Origin of the sequence: Fusibacter paucivorans (genome assembly GCF_018390735.1) — a bacterium.
Classification (GTDB): domain Bacteria; phylum Bacillota; class Clostridia; order Peptostreptococcales; family Acidaminobacteraceae; genus Fusibacter; species Fusibacter paucivorans.
In genome coordinates this window covers 1-18,096 of the sequence record NZ_JAHBCL010000020.1, presented here as the reverse complement: position 1 = coordinate 18,096, position 18,096 = coordinate 1, and the positions used below count along the sequence as shown (strand labels likewise).

The window sequence follows — 18,096 nt, the reverse complement described above, 5'->3', positions numbered from 1 at the left end:
CGTTACTATTCCAACGATTTCATCATTTCGATGAAAGCTTTCATATCAGGGTCCATGTCTTCATACTCGTCATAAACCGGTTGAACGAGATCCCTGAATGCTTCTTTATCTTCAATGGTATTAAATTCAAGACCAGCGTCAATACATGCTTGTTTTGCTACGATTTCATAGTTCGGCAAATACGTATCGAAGAGTGCCTCTGTACCGCTTGCAAAACCGTCTAAAATAATTTGTTGATCTTCTTCAGAAAGTGAATTCCAGTAATCTAAGTTGAAGACTACAACGGCTGCAAAAGGATACATACCAATTTCAGAAACATATTGAATCGTTTCATAGTGTTTCATCGCATAAAGTGATGTGATGTTGATTTCTTCGCCGTCAATAACTTTGTTTTGAAGCGCTGTGTAGATTTCACCATAGTTAAGCGGCGTAGGATTCGCACCTAAAAGTTCCATAGATTTTTGGAGCATTGTGCTTGGTACAATTCTTATTTTTAAGTCTTCAAGGTCTGCAGGTGTTTTAATAGGACGTTTGTTGTTTGCAAAGTGACGGATCCCGTTTTCCATGTAACCAACAATTTTTAATCCTAATTCTTCTGCCGAACCAAGAAGCACTTGTCCTTCAGGACTTGTGAACGCAGTTTGTTCTTTTTCATAATCTGTAATGAGGAATGGTAATTGGAACACTTCCATTTTTGACGTAAATTTACTAAACGTACTTGTGCCAAGTGTTGCCATTTTCATCGTGCCATCCATGAGCTGTTGAATCATTTCAGTTTCATTACCGAGCACGGCATCTGGTGTATAAGTAATGTTAATTCTGCCGCCAGATTTGTTTGTGATGTAGTCAATCGCAGTACGATAACCGTCAGCAGTCGGCATTGCGCTTGAACCATAATCTGCAAACGTAATATCAATTTGTTCTTGCGTATCTGCCGGTGTCTCGCTGCTTGAACTTGAGCTTGATGAACTGCTTGATGAACTGCTTGATGAACTGCTTGAATCTGACGAACCGCCGCAGCCTGTTAACGCTAATGATAATATCAATAAACTCACTAATACTTGCATGATGCGTTTGTTCATAATATCCTCCCCTAATCCCATAAATCATATTTTTGCCTTAACGCTTATTAAATTATAACATCAAAACCTTATTTTTCTTTCTTAACTTCTTCTAAAAATTTAGAATACGATTCTGTGTACTCAGGTCTGTCTGGTGTAAAGATATCCATTTGCATGCACGGTACAGGGCTGTCATATACGTGAATGTAATGTTCTACGTTTGATGGTACTGTTACCCAAGAACCTGGTGTCAGTCTGTAAGGAACGCCGTCAACATAGTAGTCGCATTCACCTTCAAGCACTAATGCAACTTGTTCATTTGGATGTGTGTGCGGTTTTACTTCATTGCCGTTTTCAACACGGCCAATGGTACAGCAAACGCCATCTGCTTCCATACCAAATACAACACGTGTAATACCTTTTCTTACTTCTTGCCATGGTGATTCATTCCAGTTGCCTGATGCAATCTTTGCCATAATAATCCTCCTCATATCAATCGTATAGATTAAATGCTCCGCTTTACCCCGGTTGTCTTTTATCATGTCACCGCGTCAACGTAGTCAAGTGACATTAGCCTGATGATGTCGATATTTAAAAACGAAACATAAATCACATTTTATTGGCGCTCTAAGCGCAGTCTTATTTTATTCATTTGCAGTGCTTATTTTCGTCCGGCTTATTTTCAATTTTCACTTTTATAAGTTAAGCAGTTTTGCCGGATTGACTTTTGTCATAATGTTGATTTCTTCTTCTGTGATATTAAAATCGTTCATGAGCGTTTCAATAAACTCATAAAGCCCTTCAACAGGATCAATATTGCCCGCTTGACCCAAATCTGAGTCAATGATAATTTGATCAACGCCGCATGTGCGAATCATCTTTTCAGCATAATCCATGTCAATTTCGCCAAATTTCGAAGAGCCTTTAAAGACGCAGGCATTGACTTCAATATATGCCCCGCGATCTGCCCACGATTTCATATCTTCTAGTGAAGCATTGACATTATAATGCGGGTGATTGACGAGAATACGTTTAACACCCAATGCCAAGGCCGTGTCCACTAGACATTTAACTTCTTTTAAGTTGCCATGTCCCGTACCAAGTACCATGTCATACTCTGCCATGTATTTCAAAATTTCTACAGCCATTGGGTCAATATTGCCATTTTCATCAACGTATTCAATCGGCGTTTCCGGTACTGTCGGCTTGCCTGAACCTACAAATGCCGCCTTTTTGTGATCGTCAATATGCTTTTTAGTTGATACAGTTGGGAAATAGATAATCTTTGCATCCATTTGACGTGCTGTATCAAGTGCTTTCATGTTAAAAAGTCCCACTGAATTATTCAGCGCAATCGACCCGTAGACTTTACATGTGCCATTCCCTAAATGCTTTTCGATCATTTTTGTACCCAACATACTTGGAAAATAATGATCCTTTACTAAAAAACCTGCATAGCCAGCTGCTTCAGCTTTTTTTAACATTTCTGCCGCGTCAACGGCGCGATTTGCCACCGATGGGCCGGCATGTACGTGAATGTCAATTAATCCCTTGAGTATTTCTCTTCCCATTAGCCCTCCTTACCTATTAATAGATCTGCGATGTTTTCTCCCAAATCAATAAATGACTGAATACCTTCGTCATCGTTTAAGATATCACCCGGAAGTTTACCGTATGCTACATTCCAATACGATGAGCCCACCATGATCATCTGGGAGATGCCAAACATATACTGTATGGCTGCATAAGCGACATTTGCACCGGTTTTTGTGGCCACAACAACCGGCGCTCCAATTTTGCCTTTTAACATGAAGTCGTTAACCTTGCAAACAAAGTTTACGCGGTCTATAAAGGCTTTTACCTCTGATGTAACATTTGAGGTATAAACGGGAGAACCGATAATCATGCCATCTGCTGCAACTAATGCTTCAATATATTGATTGACATCATCAGATTGTATAATGCATCGACCATTTTTAAGTTCGGCACACTTGCGACATCCCAAGCACGGTTTGATAGGCGTCCCACCAATTTGAATGATCTGCGTTTCAATGCCGCGTTTATTCAGAACACCCGCAACTTTACCGAGTGCGATTGCCGTGTTGCCTTCTTTATGAGGACTTCCGTTAAACAGTAAAATGCGCTTCATTTTTCACTTCCTTGCTCTTATTGTCATGACGTCTATTAATATTGCAAAGAGTGTGCCAAATGTTAAACATTTCGCAAAAAAAAGATAATTTTTTGACAATGTTTTTTGAAATCTTGTAATTTCAATAGTTTCAAGGCATATTTTTTTTTCGAAAAATCTCAGCGACACATGCGATTTCGACCGTTAGAATATCATCCATAAGAAAAAGATGCCTTTTTTAACCCATTATTGAGTTGCGAACCCATTTTTAAATTAAACTATCGTTATCTCGTGGAATATGTGGTATGATTATGATGAAAGGATGTGTACAAATATGACCACAAAAATAGCACAACCCATTTTTGGGTTGCAGACAATCCCTGCCATAGATGCATTTGATGTTTTGGACCTCGTTGCCATGCCCATTCATATTATAAACAAGGATGGACAAGTACTATTCGTCAATAAGGCTTGGAGCAACACTTACAAAGTAACCCGCGAGAATGCCCATCTTAAGCCGATTGAAGAACTTATGAAAGATCAGCTTAATTACTTCATGGCAATAGCCGATCCCGCTAATATGTTCGATGATAACAATACACCTAAATGCAAGTACAATCATCTTGACAAGTCCTTGTCGGAATCAACTGCCATCAGTGCGATTAAGGAACGTAAAAAAGTTTCAATGGTAACGGATGCACCCGATCACAGCAAACTCATCGTTACAAGTTCACCAATTTTTGATACAAATGGTGACATTCAGTACGTTATGACTGTGGTACAGGATCTGGCCAAAATGTCTGATTGGAAAGAACGCCTCGATGTTGAAATAGAAAAAAATCGATTGCTCGCCAAGAAGCTGGCCTATTATGTGGATAAGTTCACAACCTCTTCATTTATTGGTCAATCCAAGAAAATAACAGATATCAAAGAAATGCTTCCAATGGTTGCAAAGACTGATGCTGCCGTTTTGATTCTCGGTGAAAGCGGCGTCGGAAAGGAAGTCCTCGCAAAAGAGATCTGCGAACAAAGTGAACGTAAAGACAAACCTTTCATTACGGTCAACTGCGCCGCCATTCCTGATCATCTCATTGAATCCGAGCTATTTGGTTATGAAAAAGGCGCTTTTACCGGTGCGATTAAGTCAAAAGTGGGTTTAATGGAACTTGCTAACGGCGGCACGATCCTGCTTGATGAAATTGGATCAATGCCATTAAATCTTCAGCCAAAACTACTGCGGGTTATCCAAGAAAACGAACTGATGCGCGTTGGCGGTTTAAAAAAGATTCCCATTGATGTTCGCATTATTTCTGCAACAAATGAAAATCTATTCAGCCTTATTAAGACAGGCGGCTTTAGACAAGATTTGTATTACCGGCTCAATGTTATTCCAATTAAAATCCCACCACTCCGTGAACGGCAAGACGATATAAAATTGCTTTGTCAAAAGTTTTTGGAAGAGTTTAATGCAAAATATAATAAAGAAAAATTCTTAAATGACCGTGCACTCTTCTTACTCGAACAGCATGATTGGCCCGGCAATATCAGGGAGCTTAAAAACGCAATTGAAAGGCTTGTCATCATCGGTGAGAAAAACTGTATTAACCATACACAAGTGAAATATGTCACACAACCCCAAGCAGAAATTGAAGGCGATCTCATCTATGCCGACAATACGGCTGATGACAGTAAGCTGCCGCTCAAAGAAGCCGTTGCTTCATATGAAAAACATTTAATAGAAGCTGCCTTAAAAAAGCATAAGACAACTTATAATGCTGCCGTTGCACTTGGCAGCAACCAATCGACCATTGCCCGAAAAGCAAAACAGTACGGTTTAACTTAGGTTAAAACCTTTTATAAATCAGCACGATAAAAAGCCGCTATCCTACATGGCATAGCGGCTTTGATTATTGTAAACACTTAATCTTCACCTTTTAATCGCGTTTCCTCTTAAACTTATACCTGTTCAACAAAGAGTTTAACGTCATGGCCATTTAAATTGAAGACTTCAGCCTCTTTAGCATCAGAACCTTCAACGCTGACGGCAAGTGTCTCACTCATAATATAGGCTTTATGCGCTTCCACTGCCTCACTGAACACATCATCACTTGCATAATAAATGCGAATATTAGCCATCATTTCAAAATCATTGGCTTTGCGCATCTGCTGTATTCTCGAGATCATTTCACGGGCATAGCCTTCACTGATGAGTTCATCTGTTAAATGCGTGTCCAAAATAATAAAGCGGTTGTTCTCCATCTTGACAGTAAAACCTTCCTTTGCCGAGATGTTGATGAGGACATGTGATTTATCTGCTTCAAAAGTTTCATCCCCTAGCTCAAGGCTAACCGTTTCACCGTTCTCTAATGCAATTGCATATACCTGAGGATCCAAAGCACTAAGCGCTTTGGAGAACGCACCCATTTTCTTGCCGAGCACCGGCCCCAACACTTTAAAGTTTGGCTTGAGCTGAAATGCCATATACGTTGGCAAATCATCTGCAAATACGACTTCTTTGACATTGAGTTCTTCCATGATCAAAGGAATGAGATCTTCAATTAGCGATTTGCTCTTACCATCGACAATAACGCGTTGGATAGGCTGACGCACTTTAATTTTAACGGATTCACGAGCGGCGCGGCCAAGGGTTACGAGGTCTCTGATGAGATCCATACGCGCTTCGATATGTTCACTGATATACGCCGTATTGACTTTTGGCATATAGCTGATGTGGACGGATTCGCCACCCGTGAGGGCTCGGTAGATTTCTTCTGTAACAAATGGTGCAAATGGTGCTGCCAATTGACAAACTGCGGTCAGCACTTCATAAGTCGTCTGATAGACAGATTTTTTATCCTGTGTCAATTCTGATTCCCAGAAACGTCTTCTAGAACGTCTAATGTACCAATTCGAAAGATCTTCACTGACAAATTCCTGAATTTTTCGAACGGCTTTTGTCGAATCATAGACATCCATATCCGCTGTCACACCAGCAATTAATTGATTGAGTTTAGAAATGATCCACTGGTCGAGTTCCGGACGATCACCCACTGGTACATCAAAAGTCGAAACGTCCACACCATCAGTGTTCGCATAGAGTGCAAAGAAGTTATAGACATTTTTAAGGGTACCAAAGAACTTTGAATTCACTTCAATAAGCCCTTCTTCATCAAATTTTGTTGGCGTCCACGCAGGCGATACATAATAGAGATACCAACGCACAACATCGGCGCCATATTGATTGAGAAGCTGAAAGGCATCGACTGTATTGCCTTTGGATTTTGACATTTTCTTGCCGTACTTATCGAGAATCAAATCATTGACCAATACATTTTTATAAGGCGACATCCCCATGACGAACGTCGAAATCGCAATGAGTGAATAGAACCATCCACGCGTCTGATCTATCCCTTCACAGATAAAGTCCGCAGGGTAAAGCGAATCGAAAATATCTTTATTTTCAAATGGATAATGGTGCTGCGCAAATGGCATTGAACCACTGTCAAACCAGCAGTCAATAACATCCGGTACACGTGTCATCGTCCCACCGCACTTATCACATTTGAGATGAATATCATCAACATACGGACGATGCAGTTCAATGTTCTCGTCAATTTCTTCGATGGCGCGGTCAGCAAGTGCTTTGCGTGATCCAACAGATGTCAGTTCCCCACATTCACATCGCCAGATATTTAATGGGGTTCCCCAGTATCTACTTCTAGAAATTGCCCAGTCATTTAAATTTTCAAGCCAGTTGCCAAAACGTTTTTCACCGACAAAATCTGGGAACCAGTTAACGCTGTTGTTATTGGCGATGAGCTGGTCTTTCAGTTTTGTCATTTCAATGTACCAGCTCGGTTTTGCATAATAGAGAAGCGGTGTCTTGCAACGCCAGCAGTGCGGATAGTTATGCTCCATTTTTTGACGTTTATACAGGCTCTTGTTTTCTGCCAGCCATTTGACAATTTCAGGGTCGGCATCAATGACAAATGTGCCTTCCCAAGGTGTCGTCGTATACTTGCCTTCTTCATCTACGGGCTGAAGTACCGGCAGATTATAACGCACGCCGGTTTGGTAGTCATCTTCACCAAACGCAGGCGCCGTATGGACGATCCCCGTTCCATCTTCTACCGTAACATAGTCGGCGCAAGTAACGAAAAACGCTTTGCGATCCGCTTTTACGAAAGGCATTAACTGTTCGTATTCGACGTATTCAAGGTCTTTACCCTTCATCTCTGCCAGTATTTCATATTCGCCTTCCAGCACTTTTGCCGCAAGGCCTTTTTCAACATATAACACTTCGCCATTATTGCGTACTTTGACATACGTTTCATTCGCATTAACAGTCAATGCAACATTGGAAGCCAGCGTCCAAGGCGTCGTCGTCCAAACGAGAAAATAAGCCTCTTCATCCTTGAGTTTAAATTTAACATAAACAGTAACGGTTTTGATTTCTTGATAGCCTTGTGCCACTTCATGTGATGCAAGTCCTGTTCCGCAGCGTGGGCAGTAAGGCAAAATTTTATGGCCTTCGTAAATATAGCCTTCTTCAAAAAATTTGTTTAAAATCCACCAGACTGATTCAATATAATCGTTCTCCAGTGTAATATAAGGATGATCTAGGTCAATGAGATATGCCATCTTCTTTGTCATTTCACGCCATGTATCTTCGTATTCAAATACGGAATTTCGGCACTGTGTGTTGAATTTCTCAATACCGTAAGCTTCGATTGCCGTTTTGTCATTGAGGTTTAGTCGCTTTTCGACTTCAATTTCAACGGGTAAACCATGTGTATCCCATCCAGCTTTCCGTTTGACTTGGAAACCTTGCATCGTCTTATAGCGACACACGGCGTCTTTAAGCGCTCTCGCTAAAACATGATGAATACCCGGACGACCATTTGCCGTCGGAGGGCCCTCAAAAAAGATGTAAGGCGTTTTGCCCTCACGCGCTTCCACACTGCGCTTCAGTAAATCAATTTCCTCCCAATAGGCCCTGACTTCAGCTTCGTTTTCCGAAACAGCACCTTTCTTGAGCTCGTTATAACTCATAAACTTCATCCCTTCCTATCTTTCTACTCGTTTGCACGAGTTATTCTCTGTCTTACCGATATCATTGCATTTAATGTTGCATTGTCTTTGCAAAAGTGACGATCCCTACTGATCCACAAAATAGAAAATCCCACGGCTAAAAGCCATGGGACGAATAATCCGCGGTACCACCCAAATTACATGAGAATCATGCCACTTAAAAATGATAACGGTATCAAACCGGTTCAAATTACTCATTATTTCATTTGAACTGCTATGGGTGATATTCAAACAATTGTCTCATCGGTTTTCACCAGCCACCGACTCTCTGTATCTCCGCATGCTTTACTCGTCCCAGTCATTGCAATTTATAAAATTGATATCATATTTAACAACATGTGCATCCATTATAACTGATGAATGCAGTATACGTCAAGCCTTTTCACCCTTTATATCGTACGCATCAATCCCTTTGAGTTCACCTTCCAACAGCACTTTGAACTTTGTTACGAACGTCATATAGTCGCGAACGGCTTCTTCTTTACGTTTTATCGCTTCAAGCACTTCTATATTTGCAGTATTCATAATCTTTTCGGCTTCAGTCTCAGCGCGTTCCAAAATGTATTTCGCCTTTTCTTCAGTTGCCTTGATCATTTCGTCAGAGGTTTTCTGAGCAAGAATCATGGCATCATTAATTGTTTTTTCCATTTGGACATAGCGCGTCATATCACGCTCAAGCATTTTGACTTGAGCAGTAATTTCAATATTCGTTTGAATCAATTCTTCCATGCTCTTTACAATCATCGCTAGGTATTCATCAACTTCTGTCGGGTTGTAGCCGCGTACGGTTTTCGTAAACTCTTTATGTTGAATTTCAATCGGTTTAATCATCACAAACCTCCTATGTGTCAAAATGTGATAAGGTAATACGTATACGCGCTTTTTTTGTCTCGCCTTCAACCGATTCAAGCATAAACCGGCCTTTACCGCGAACGGATACGAGATCGCCTTCTAAAAGCAAATGACTCGTTTGAAGCATTTCCCGGTAGTTTACTCTAACGCTGCCACCCTTGATCAATTGCTGCGCTTCCTGTCTTGAGAGGTGATACGCAGAGGCAATAACTGCATCCAATCGTAGTGATTTTACTGTGTCGTCAACGCATCGCATGACAGGTGTATGCTCTCTCAGCGCATCCAGTTCAATTGGTGCAATGCGAATACCCGCTCTGCCAACTTTATCAAGGTTAGCAGAAATATAAACAGCCATTGAGGCATCAACGACAATATCAATATGCTCTTCAAGCACGACAATATCGCCGATTTTCTGGCGTGATATCCCCAGCCCCATTAAGGCGCCAAGAACATCGCGATGCCCCAGCTTATTAAACTTTTGCTGGTACGTCAACCTGAGCGCCTGAATATATTCCGAAGAATCAGAAGCTGAAAGATAGTCCGGAAACCATTCTAAACGGCAACGCTCAAAGTGTTTAAAGCCGCTGTGTACAACTGTTTCAACATCCCGTTCATACTTGACAATCTCTTCAAGTACCACGCGCATTTCTGGGGTAATAAAAGGCGTTGCCGCGCGTTCATAGTACTTTATGCACTTTTCGAGCTGTTCAATACTCTTTAAAAAAACACCCTCTTTATCGACGATGTTTTTGTGAACCATTAATATTTGTTGTTTATCCATGATTATAATACGTTGATCACCAGCGCCATTAAGAGCTGTACAATGAGCAGTGCTACCAGCGGACTGAAATCAATCATATTCCCGCCGATATTAAAGCGCGACAGCAATTCTCGAATAGGCTTTAAGATAGGTTCCGTCAAACTTACCAAAATGCGCATAATTGGATTATTATAATCTCTGATAAACCAAGAGAGCACCGCTCTACCAAAAATAAGGTACATAATTAATTGGAAAAAATAAAATAGTGCAACTTTTACGTAAATCATGTAGGCAATCCTTTCACTAATTGTTTTTTTAATGATGAAAACAGACTAAACAGTCGCAGTCTTTAATCATCTGATTTCAGCCAGTCATTCATCTGGCTTTCAAGGCGGGTTATTGCTGTATCACCAGTAACGTCTACATTTGGCGGTGCCAATACATAAATGCCCTTTGACACGAGGTTAATGTGACCATCCAGTGCATATAGCGCACCGGAGCAAAAGTCAAAAATCTTTCTTGCTAAATCATTATCGAGATCCAAAATATTCATAATGACAGGACGCTTGCTTTTAAGGGTATCCACGATTGCAGTTGTCTCTTCAAATGACTTAGGCTGATAGAGTACAACATTCATCTGTGCATTGGTGTGAATATTCAAAACTTTATTTGAAGTTTTGATGGTATTAATCGATTTTTGCGTCGTTTCGGCAATAGCATTGACCGTTTCTTCCGCTTCCAAATCCGTTCGCTTCATTTCATTATAAAAATCATCATTTAACAATTGCTCGTCTTCTCGAGAATCAACACCCCAAAAAAACTTGAGCTTATCAATAAACTTTTCCCCCATGAGAACGCCTCCTGCCTATTTTTACTTTATCAATAACTTCGCTGTCGCAACAGTCGTCACGACCGAATGCTGTCTTCAAGAACGATGTCACCTATCTTAATTATACCTATTATTCTACCATATTTAAAGCCTTAGCGCTTAAGAATAATTGCGCTTGCCATAAATTGAGGTGCCAACGCGCACCATTGTTGCCCCTTCTTCGATTGCCAGTTCAAAATCACCAGACATCCCCATGGAAAGATGTGTTGCCGTCACATTCGAATAGCCATAATCAGGCAATGTCTCAAATAGCATTCGCATTTTTTTGAAATGCGATCGCAAAAGTGCTTCGTCATCTGTAAAAAGACCGATATTCATAAGGCCCTGTACCCGAATATGCGGTAATTTCGAAATCAATTCCAACAGCGCCGGCAAATCTTCCGGTGCAATCCCCGCTTTCTGGTCTTCTCCCGCTACATTAATCTGTATGAGAATATCTTGTATTTTATGAATAGCCGCCGCTCTTTTTTCGATTTCCATTGCCAGCTTTTCACTGTCCACCGATTGAATTAAATCAACCTTATCAATGATATATTTTACTTTATTCGTTTGCAAATGTCCAATTAAATGCCATGCCACACCTTCCGCAACCGCGTCGTATTTGCGCATGATTTCCTGAACTTTATTTTCACCAATGGCTTGAATACCATAAGCAATCGATTCATTGATAATATCCGCTTCATAGGTCTTCGTTACACCAATGAGCGTCACAGGGTGCGTCCACGGACGTTTCACGCTGTCAATCGCTTTTCTTATCTGCTGTATATTCGTTTTTAAATACGCGTATGTCAAAACACATCCTCCCTTATCATTCAATTAAGTCGCCTTCTTTATACGCTGCTGCATTTCGTACAATTTCCTGATTGGCAGAAAGCGTTCGAACAACCCCTTCATCGCTTTGGTAGAATTGGCCGCTCTGCACAATGGCATAATCTGCATCATAACCAATCACTTCAATTGGCACAAACTGAAGTCTGCGATTTGACATAACGCGATAGACGCCAATGGTGCCATCGAGGTTAACAATCGTATCAACGTTGATCTTCAGTCCTTTATAGTTCTCATTGATAACGGTGCAGGCCACATGCCGCTTGCTATAGAAAGACTCATTGGCTTCATGTAATCTAATCACAGCAACCGTTCCGGACCCATTTGAAAAAACATCATAAATTTCACCATCCATATTGACGTCGCCAGTATTGACGACAACATGCTTGCCAACCTGATAAGTCGCTGCAACATCTGCTTTCAGCTCAATGACAAAGTAATAAGTAGATTGGTCAATAAGTTTGAAAATCGGCGCATCGGCATCAACGCGATTCGTTTTAACCGATTGCGGCACAATTGATGTCAAAGCCAAATCATCATAATTAATATTATAAATATTATCAATCGTCAAATAATCTTCATAACCATCAATATTGAAGGTCAAGATGCCTTCTGCAGGTGCAAATAAATTAGCTTTTTCCCCTACTGCCAGCCGCCCTTCACCAATTGTTTTTTCAGTATAAGACGTCGTACGATTAGATAAAAACTTATTTTCGCCTTCCAATTTTTCCCGTGTGTCAAGCTTGAGTATCAATTCGCTTTTCAGTGCGGGCACTTTATCATATTCCTTTTGCGATATGGCAAAGAGAATATTGTTCTTTAAAGTCATAATATCATATTCAAGGACGGTATAATCAAACTCAATTTGTTTTTGGCTGACTTCTAAAGCAGTTTCCTCTGACGACTCCGATTCTACGCCATCGTTAAACACTTCAGCAATCGGTTCTCCTTTGACTACCGCCACGCCCTCATCAGCATAATAAGTTATTTTGCCGCTGTAATTCGTATTGACGACAATTTCATTTTGGATAACCAGCGCATTGTAATCCGCTTTTATGTCCAAATTGCCGTAATCTACTAAATAAGTCTCATGTTCTCTGAAAAAAAGGTCAAAGCCTAACTTGCCTAGTAAAAACAAGAGTCCCAGAAAAAAAACAATGCTGAAAAAAATACGTCCGTATTTTGGCCGTCGCTTGCGTCTCGTTGTCCTCGCAGTCATTTCATATCACCTTTACTGCCAAAGCTCCAATTTTTCCGCGTTCTCATCAATTTCATGCTTCTTTTGACGCGTCATCAAGTAATTGACAGCTTCCCTTGCATTTTTTCCTTCATAGAGCACTCTGTAAAGCACCTTTGTGATTGGCATATCGATCTTTAGCTTTGTCATCAAACGATAAGCGGCCTTAACTGTATACGCGCCTTCAACGACCATGCCAACTGATTCTATCGCATTGTCAAACGACAAGCCTTCACCAATGAGAATACCACAGCGACGATTGCGGCTGTGCTGGCTTGTACAAGTGACGATAAGATCGCCAACACCGGCTAATCCTCTAAATGTAGACGTCTCTGCACCAATCATTTGTCCCAAAACAACCATTTCGTTAATGCCCCTTGTGATTAAAGCCGCTTTGGCATTATCACCATAACCGAGGCCATCGCTGATTCCGGCACCAAGGGCAATAATGTTTTTCAGCGCTCCGCTAATTTCGACGCCAACGACATCGGGATTTGTGTAGACGCGCATATAATCATTCGAAAACAAATCCTGTACGATTTCTGCCGCCAAACGATTTTTTGAAGCTGCCACCAGTGCTGTTGGCAATTTAAGCGCAACTTCTTCTGCATGCGATGGTCCTGATAGAACGACAAAAGGCTGCGTCGGATAGTATCGCATCACCATTTGAGAAGGCAATTCCAAACTTCCCATATCAATGCCTTTCGATACATTCACCATAATCACACGATGTGACAAGGTTATTTGCTCAGCCATTTGTTCTAAAACATTATTGAGTTGTTGTGTCGGAACCGACAGAACAATTACCTCTGTATGCTTTACTGCCTCTTGCAGCGATGAGGTAAACTGTATATTTTCTGGGATCGCAATATTGCGTAAGTATTTATCATTTCGACGTGATTGTAGAATGTCCTGCACTTGAGATTCGCGTCTCGCCCAGACTGTCACATCGTGCCCATTTTGTTCAAGCACCAGTGCGAGTGCGGTTCCCCAGCTTCCAGCTGCAATAACTGTAACTTTCAAAATTAAATGCCTCCTAAATCTTTCTCAAGGCTAATTATAACACAAAGTAGCCGCTCTTGAATATGAGGCGAATGAACTGATCATCCATTTATCAATATAAAAGGTTAGGTATTCTTTACGTATTCAATAAAATCGCTTGTGGTGAGGAGTGATACACCAAGCTTTTTCATTCTACTGTTGACAGAATCAATGATTCTATTTGCCTGAGGCGCAAGATTGCTGTGCGCATCTTCAATTAAACTGACATCATATCGCTTGTGGACAGCCCCCATTACAGTTGCCTGTACACATCCATGTGAAAAAACACCAGAGATGTATACATGTCTAATGCCAAGTTCATTTAATGCTTGTACAAAAGCTTCCGCTTCAAAGGCATCACTGCAATACTTGTCAATCAAAACATCGTTTTCTTCAAAATGCAGTTCATTGATAATATCCCAGTTTTCTGTTCCCGGTGTCAACACATAACTGCCGGTATAACGCAGAAAAATAACGGGAATGCCTAGAAGATGGCATTTATCAATCATATGGTTAATGCGGCTAATCAACACCTCATCATCATATACCCTTATATGTTTTTTATTAAAAATTCCCTTTTGCATATCCACGACAACCAATGCATCCATCGCAATCATCCTTGATTTTTATTGTCCGTCCTCTTCGTTTAAAACGGGTTTGACAATGACGACTCGATTGCCGTCAGGGTCCTTAAAAAGTCTGCCGCGTTCTTCCCAGTAAGGATTTCTCGGTGCAAACTCCAAATGTCTTAATTGACTTACTCTTTCGATAGTACTATTATAAACTGCCATACTGTCAAAGTATAGTATGATTAAATCATCTTCATCCGAACAGCATTTTGGCAAATCCTCTGATGTTGTAAATTCGATTTCCCACGTGTCGGAATCATCGCAAAAAATAACGCCTTCATAGCCAGTTTCCGATTTAAAAACGGATTTTAATCTCAGTCCGAGCAAATCGACATAGAAAGTAACCATGCCATCTAAATTCATCGTATGATGTGCAATTCTCATTCTCATTAAACACCTCATCATCTGCTTCCAGCATCTCGAATCCCTTATTGTTATCATAGGTTTCCAATTGAGTTTATGTTATAATATGTCTATACTTTTTCAAGGAGAAATCATGTCGACACTTCAACATCACCGCGTATGGAATCAAGCTGCTTATGATGCTTGGCTCAATAAATACGGCGAACCGGAAGTCTACGCATCCAAACTCGCTCAAAAACCATTAAAGGCACTCGGAACACTTATACCCCATTTTGGTGACATACACGGCAAAAAAATTTTAAATTTAATGGGCTCAAATGGTGCGAAAGCACTTTGTCTTGCGCTCTTAGGCGCCGATGTCACAGTCGTCGATTTTTCTGAGGCAAATCGTCAATACGCCGAGGCCATGTGCAAGTCTCAAAATGTAGCCATTCACTACATCGTTTCCGATGTCTGCGCATATGATGATGTAAGTGCCAGTCAGTCCTATGATATTGTTTTTGCCGAAATGGGCATCCTACATTATTTTACAGATTTATCAGACTTTTTGCAAATTCCCATGCGCTATTTAAAACCCGGCGGGCATTTTATTATACGCGATTTCCATCCTGTAAGCACCAAACTCATTGTCTCTAGAGGCAGCACTGCTAAAATTCGCAAACACAAGGTCGAAGGCGATTATTTCAGTTCCGAACTCACAGCACAGCCAAGTGCACTTTCAAAATATAAAACCAGTGATTCACGACAAGCTGATACAAATCCAGATGACGATCAAACAGTATGGCTCAGACACTGGACACTCGGCGAAATTGTGACAGCTGCTGCAAAATCCGGCTTATGGATTCAACAATTAATAGAAGAGCCTAATTTGTCCTCAGAGCAATTTGACCGAGGCATTCCAAAGACATTTATTTTAACGGCGAATAAGCCAAGTCAATCTTCAGAAAGGATTTAGCATGCCAATGAATTGCCTTTGCATACACGATATTCCGATATTTAAAGGAATTCCAAGAGAATCATTTGTTGCCTTTTGTGATGCCTCTCAGAAGATCACACTTTCCAAAGGTGATTATTTATTTCATCAAGGTGATGATGCCGACGTTTTATATGTCGTAAAGAGCGGTACATTAAAATTAACACGTCTAATGGAATCAGGGGAAGAAATTATTATCAAACTGGTCTATGCACGTCATGCCATAGGTGAAAACAATCTTTTCTCTGAGGATCCCGTACACGAAGTATCAGCTGTTGCACTTGAAGAAACGCAGCTTTGCAGTCTAAATCGCTCGAACTACGAACGCGTGCTTTTAGGTAATCCAACACTCGCCAGCGAAGTCATCAAAAGCTTAGGTGCATCGCTTAACAATCTCAGAATGCAGATTGCAGAAAGTGCAACACAGTCATCAACCGATCGTGTTTTGTTTGTGCTTAGACAGCTAGCAGAGCAAAATGGCGTGCAGACTGAAGCCGGTACATTAATCAATGTGGTCATCACCCAGTCAGAATTATCTTCAATGGTTGGCTTATCAAGGGTTATGACGTCTCAAATTCTAAAAAAACTTGAACTGGACGGTTTTATAAGCCGTGATAAAAGAAAATATGTCATTCTCTAATGATCTTTTAAAACCAATTCATGATTATAAAATGATAAAGATAGAAAAGTCCCCAGTTTGTATTGGGGACTTTTCGTATTTCCGCCAAGTCGATACAGCTGGCAGAATCAATTCGGACTTCCTGAATCAGCTACTATAAAGCTACTCTTATCACATTAGCGCATAACATTGTTAACCATTTACACAATCGTTTTCTAATCATTTATTTCAAATATTTAACCAACTATAATTTAAGTGCTAAAATGACTTTTTCGGCTTTTTATAATCAATCAACGCACGGCTTCATTCATTTTCGATCCATTTTGCATAAAGCGTCATTCTACTTCCCGGCATCGTATTTGTTAAAAAGTCCCATAGATTTTCAAATGTTTTATCATCTTGGTACCATCCCCCAAAAGTATAGCCGCTGCGGGTTGGATCAATCGGCTCACTGAGCTTCGCGAATTCCCTTCTTGAGTTATGCCTAAAAATCAATTTGAAATTATCATTACATAAATCCCTTGACCATGACCTTAGGGATTGGTTTATGATAGACTTAGAACAATAAGTACTATTTCGGAGGTAATTCATGCTAATCAAAGAAGTCTGCAATCGATGTAATCTGACAAAAAAAGCAATCCATTATTATGAAACACAGGAATTGATTCATCCCATCATCCTTGAAAATGGCTATCGGGATTTCAGCAATGACGATTTAGTGATCCTAAAAGAGATATCGATCTTGCGACAATGCGGCATCAGTATCGCCAGCATTAGAGATATTGTCAACAGCTCAAACAAGTCGGCGGCACTAACCAAATATCAATATATTATAAAACTGCGTATACAACAGCTGAATGACAAACAAGAACTGATGAATCAACTAATTGACGATTACAACATCAATCAAATGTTTGATCGTCTTCAGCGACACAAGAAAGCACTATATACCATCAAGGAAAAACTCGTTCTCGCTTTTCCCGGCAATTACGGTCTTTATGTCGCCATGCATTTTGGAAGGTTTTTGAACGGAACCATTGAAACTACTGAACAGCAAAACGCCTATGATGCAATCGTATACTATTTGGACAATGTCGATTTACATATGTCTGAATCACTTTCTGAATTTTTTGAAACGCTCTTTGCTTCGGATAAGGAGAAGGACATCACCATATTTGAAACGACAGTTCATCAGCATCTGAGTAAAATGATCGCGGATCCAGAAACCTATTTAGAGCAAAATCATGAAATGTTCGAGAAACACATCACATATAAAACTTCTGATGCCTATAAACAGTCACCTATTGCAAGTATTCAAAAGAGTATGTTAGCGTTCCAAAGAGAAAGCGGTTATCAGGAAACCTTTATAACAAACATGAAAATTTTGAGCCCTGCTTACGCCGAATATTTAAAGAAGATTGAAGTTGCAAATGACAAGATGCTGAAAATATTTCCAGATGCAAAAGCAATGGCAAACATTCATTAATCGTTGATCTACATGTTTTAATCGGGTAGGAGAGAAAGTTAAATAACTTTCCCGACCTCCCACAGCACCGTACGTACGGGTCTCGTATACGGCGCTTCCCAAGTTTATGCATTAACAGTTTTGTATTTGTCAGAAAAGA

General features: G+C 40.4%; 19 protein-coding genes and 1 other annotated feature. Of the genes, 4 read left to right on the top strand and 15 right to left on the bottom strand.

The window, feature by feature from the left end:
• Positions 1-5 precede the first annotated feature (5 nt).
• From dctP to KHM83_RS12035, 4 genes are all read right to left on the bottom strand, one after another.
• Positions 6-1,082, bottom strand: a complete 1,077-nt coding sequence (gene dctP / locus KHM83_RS12050) for a TRAP transporter substrate-binding protein DctP (RefSeq protein WP_213237268.1) — start codon at positions 1,080-1,082, stop codon at positions 6-8.
• A 68-nt stretch (positions 1,083-1,150) separates the two neighbouring features.
• Complete coding sequence (locus tag KHM83_RS12045) at positions 1,151-1,537, bottom strand: cupin domain-containing protein (protein ID WP_213237267.1); 387 nt, start codon at positions 1,535-1,537, stop codon at positions 1,151-1,153.
• Between the two features lie 219 nt (positions 1,538-1,756).
• The gene (locus KHM83_RS12040; protein WP_213237266.1) at positions 1,757-2,632 is read right to left on the bottom strand and encodes a DUF6282 family protein; all 876 of its coding nucleotides are present in this window, start codon (positions 2,630-2,632) and stop codon (positions 1,757-1,759) included.
• Positions 2,632-3,210, bottom strand: a complete 579-nt coding sequence (locus KHM83_RS12035; protein WP_213237265.1) for a flavodoxin family protein — start codon at positions 3,208-3,210, stop codon at positions 2,632-2,634. The genes KHM83_RS12040 and KHM83_RS12035 overlap by 1 nt, the downstream gene beginning before the upstream one ends.
• A 313-nt stretch (positions 3,211-3,523) precedes the next feature.
• Here KHM83_RS12035 and KHM83_RS12030 point away from each other — a divergent pair, with 313 nt between their 5' ends.
• Positions 3,524-5,032 carry a sigma-54 interaction domain-containing protein gene (locus KHM83_RS12030; RefSeq protein ID WP_213237264.1) on the top strand — a complete coding sequence of 503 codons (1,509 nt, stop codon included), beginning with the start codon at positions 3,524-3,526 and terminating at the stop codon, positions 5,030-5,032.
• Between the two features lie 113 nt (positions 5,033-5,145).
• Here the strand turns inward: KHM83_RS12030 and ileS are convergent, their stop codons facing one another.
• From ileS to KHM83_RS11980, 10 genes are all read right to left on the bottom strand, one after another.
• The gene (ileS, locus tag KHM83_RS12025; protein ID WP_213237263.1) at positions 5,146-8,241 is read right to left on the bottom strand and encodes an isoleucine--tRNA ligase; all 3,096 of its coding nucleotides are present in this window, start codon (positions 8,239-8,241) and stop codon (positions 5,146-5,148) included.
• 143 nt (positions 8,242-8,384) lie between these two features.
• Positions 8,385-8,591 (bottom strand) — a binding site (T-box leader).
• Positions 8,592-8,652: 61 nt separating this feature from the next.
• Complete coding sequence (locus KHM83_RS12020) at positions 8,653-9,111, bottom strand: DivIVA domain-containing protein (RefSeq protein WP_213237262.1); 459 nt, start codon at positions 9,109-9,111, stop codon at positions 8,653-8,655.
• Positions 9,112-9,121: 10 nt separating this feature from the next.
• Positions 9,122-9,913, bottom strand: coding sequence for a YlmH family RNA-binding protein (locus KHM83_RS12015; RefSeq protein ID WP_213237261.1), 792 nt, complete (start codon positions 9,911-9,913; stop codon positions 9,122-9,124).
• Between the two features lie 2 nt (positions 9,914-9,915).
• Positions 9,916-10,179: a YggT family protein gene (locus KHM83_RS12010; protein WP_213237260.1), complete on the bottom strand. Its 264-nt coding sequence runs from the start codon at positions 10,177-10,179 to the stop codon at positions 9,916-9,918.
• 62 nt (positions 10,180-10,241) lie between these two features.
• Positions 10,242-10,742, bottom strand: a complete 501-nt coding sequence (locus KHM83_RS12005; protein ID WP_213237259.1) for a cell division protein SepF — start codon at positions 10,740-10,742, stop codon at positions 10,242-10,244.
• 138 nt (positions 10,743-10,880) lie between these two features.
• Positions 10,881-11,573 (bottom strand): YggS family pyridoxal phosphate-dependent enzyme, encoded by a 693-nt coding sequence (locus KHM83_RS12000; protein ID WP_213237258.1) that lies wholly within the window; start codon positions 11,571-11,573, stop codon positions 10,881-10,883.
• 16 nt (positions 11,574-11,589) lie between these two features.
• Positions 11,590-12,828, bottom strand: coding sequence for an HlyD family efflux transporter periplasmic adaptor subunit (locus KHM83_RS11995; RefSeq protein WP_213237257.1), 1,239 nt, complete (start codon positions 12,826-12,828; stop codon positions 11,590-11,592).
• Between the two features lie 12 nt (positions 12,829-12,840).
• Positions 12,841-13,872: an NAD(P)H-dependent glycerol-3-phosphate dehydrogenase gene (locus KHM83_RS11990; protein ID WP_213237340.1), complete on the bottom strand. Its 1,032-nt coding sequence runs from the start codon at positions 13,870-13,872 to the stop codon at positions 12,841-12,843.
• A 101-nt stretch (positions 13,873-13,973) separates the two neighbouring features.
• Entirely contained in the window at positions 13,974-14,495 is a 522-nt protein-coding gene (locus KHM83_RS11985) for a cysteine hydrolase family protein (protein WP_213237256.1), read from the bottom strand.
• Positions 14,496-14,513: 18 nt separating this feature from the next.
• Complete coding sequence (locus KHM83_RS11980) at positions 14,514-14,906, bottom strand: VOC family protein (RefSeq protein ID WP_213237255.1); 393 nt, start codon at positions 14,904-14,906, stop codon at positions 14,514-14,516.
• A 106-nt stretch (positions 14,907-15,012) separates the two neighbouring features.
• Between KHM83_RS11980 and KHM83_RS11975 the strand changes: the two genes are divergently transcribed.
• Positions 15,013-15,834, top strand: a complete 822-nt coding sequence (locus tag KHM83_RS11975) for a class I SAM-dependent methyltransferase (protein WP_213237254.1) — start codon at positions 15,013-15,015, stop codon at positions 15,832-15,834.
• A 1-nt stretch (position 15,835) separates the two neighbouring features.
• Entirely contained in the window at positions 15,836-16,492 is a 657-nt protein-coding gene (locus tag KHM83_RS11970; protein ID WP_213237253.1) for a Crp/Fnr family transcriptional regulator, read from the top strand.
• A 282-nt stretch (positions 16,493-16,774) separates the two neighbouring features.
• Here the strand turns inward: KHM83_RS11970 and KHM83_RS20030 are convergent, their stop codons facing one another.
• Positions 16,775-17,062 carry an InlB B-repeat-containing protein gene (locus KHM83_RS20030; RefSeq protein ID WP_425513874.1) on the bottom strand — a complete coding sequence of 96 codons (288 nt, stop codon included), beginning with the start codon at positions 17,060-17,062 and terminating at the stop codon, positions 16,775-16,777.
• On the opposite strand from KHM83_RS20030, the gene KHM83_RS11960 reads away from it, so the two are divergent.
• Positions 17,061-17,957 carry a MerR family transcriptional regulator gene (locus KHM83_RS11960; RefSeq protein WP_213237251.1) on the top strand — a complete coding sequence of 299 codons (897 nt, stop codon included), beginning with the start codon at positions 17,061-17,063 and terminating at the stop codon, positions 17,955-17,957. The two genes, KHM83_RS20030 and KHM83_RS11960, sit on opposite strands and share 2 nt — an antisense overlap.
• The last annotated feature ends 139 nt before the right edge of the window (positions 17,958-18,096 follow it).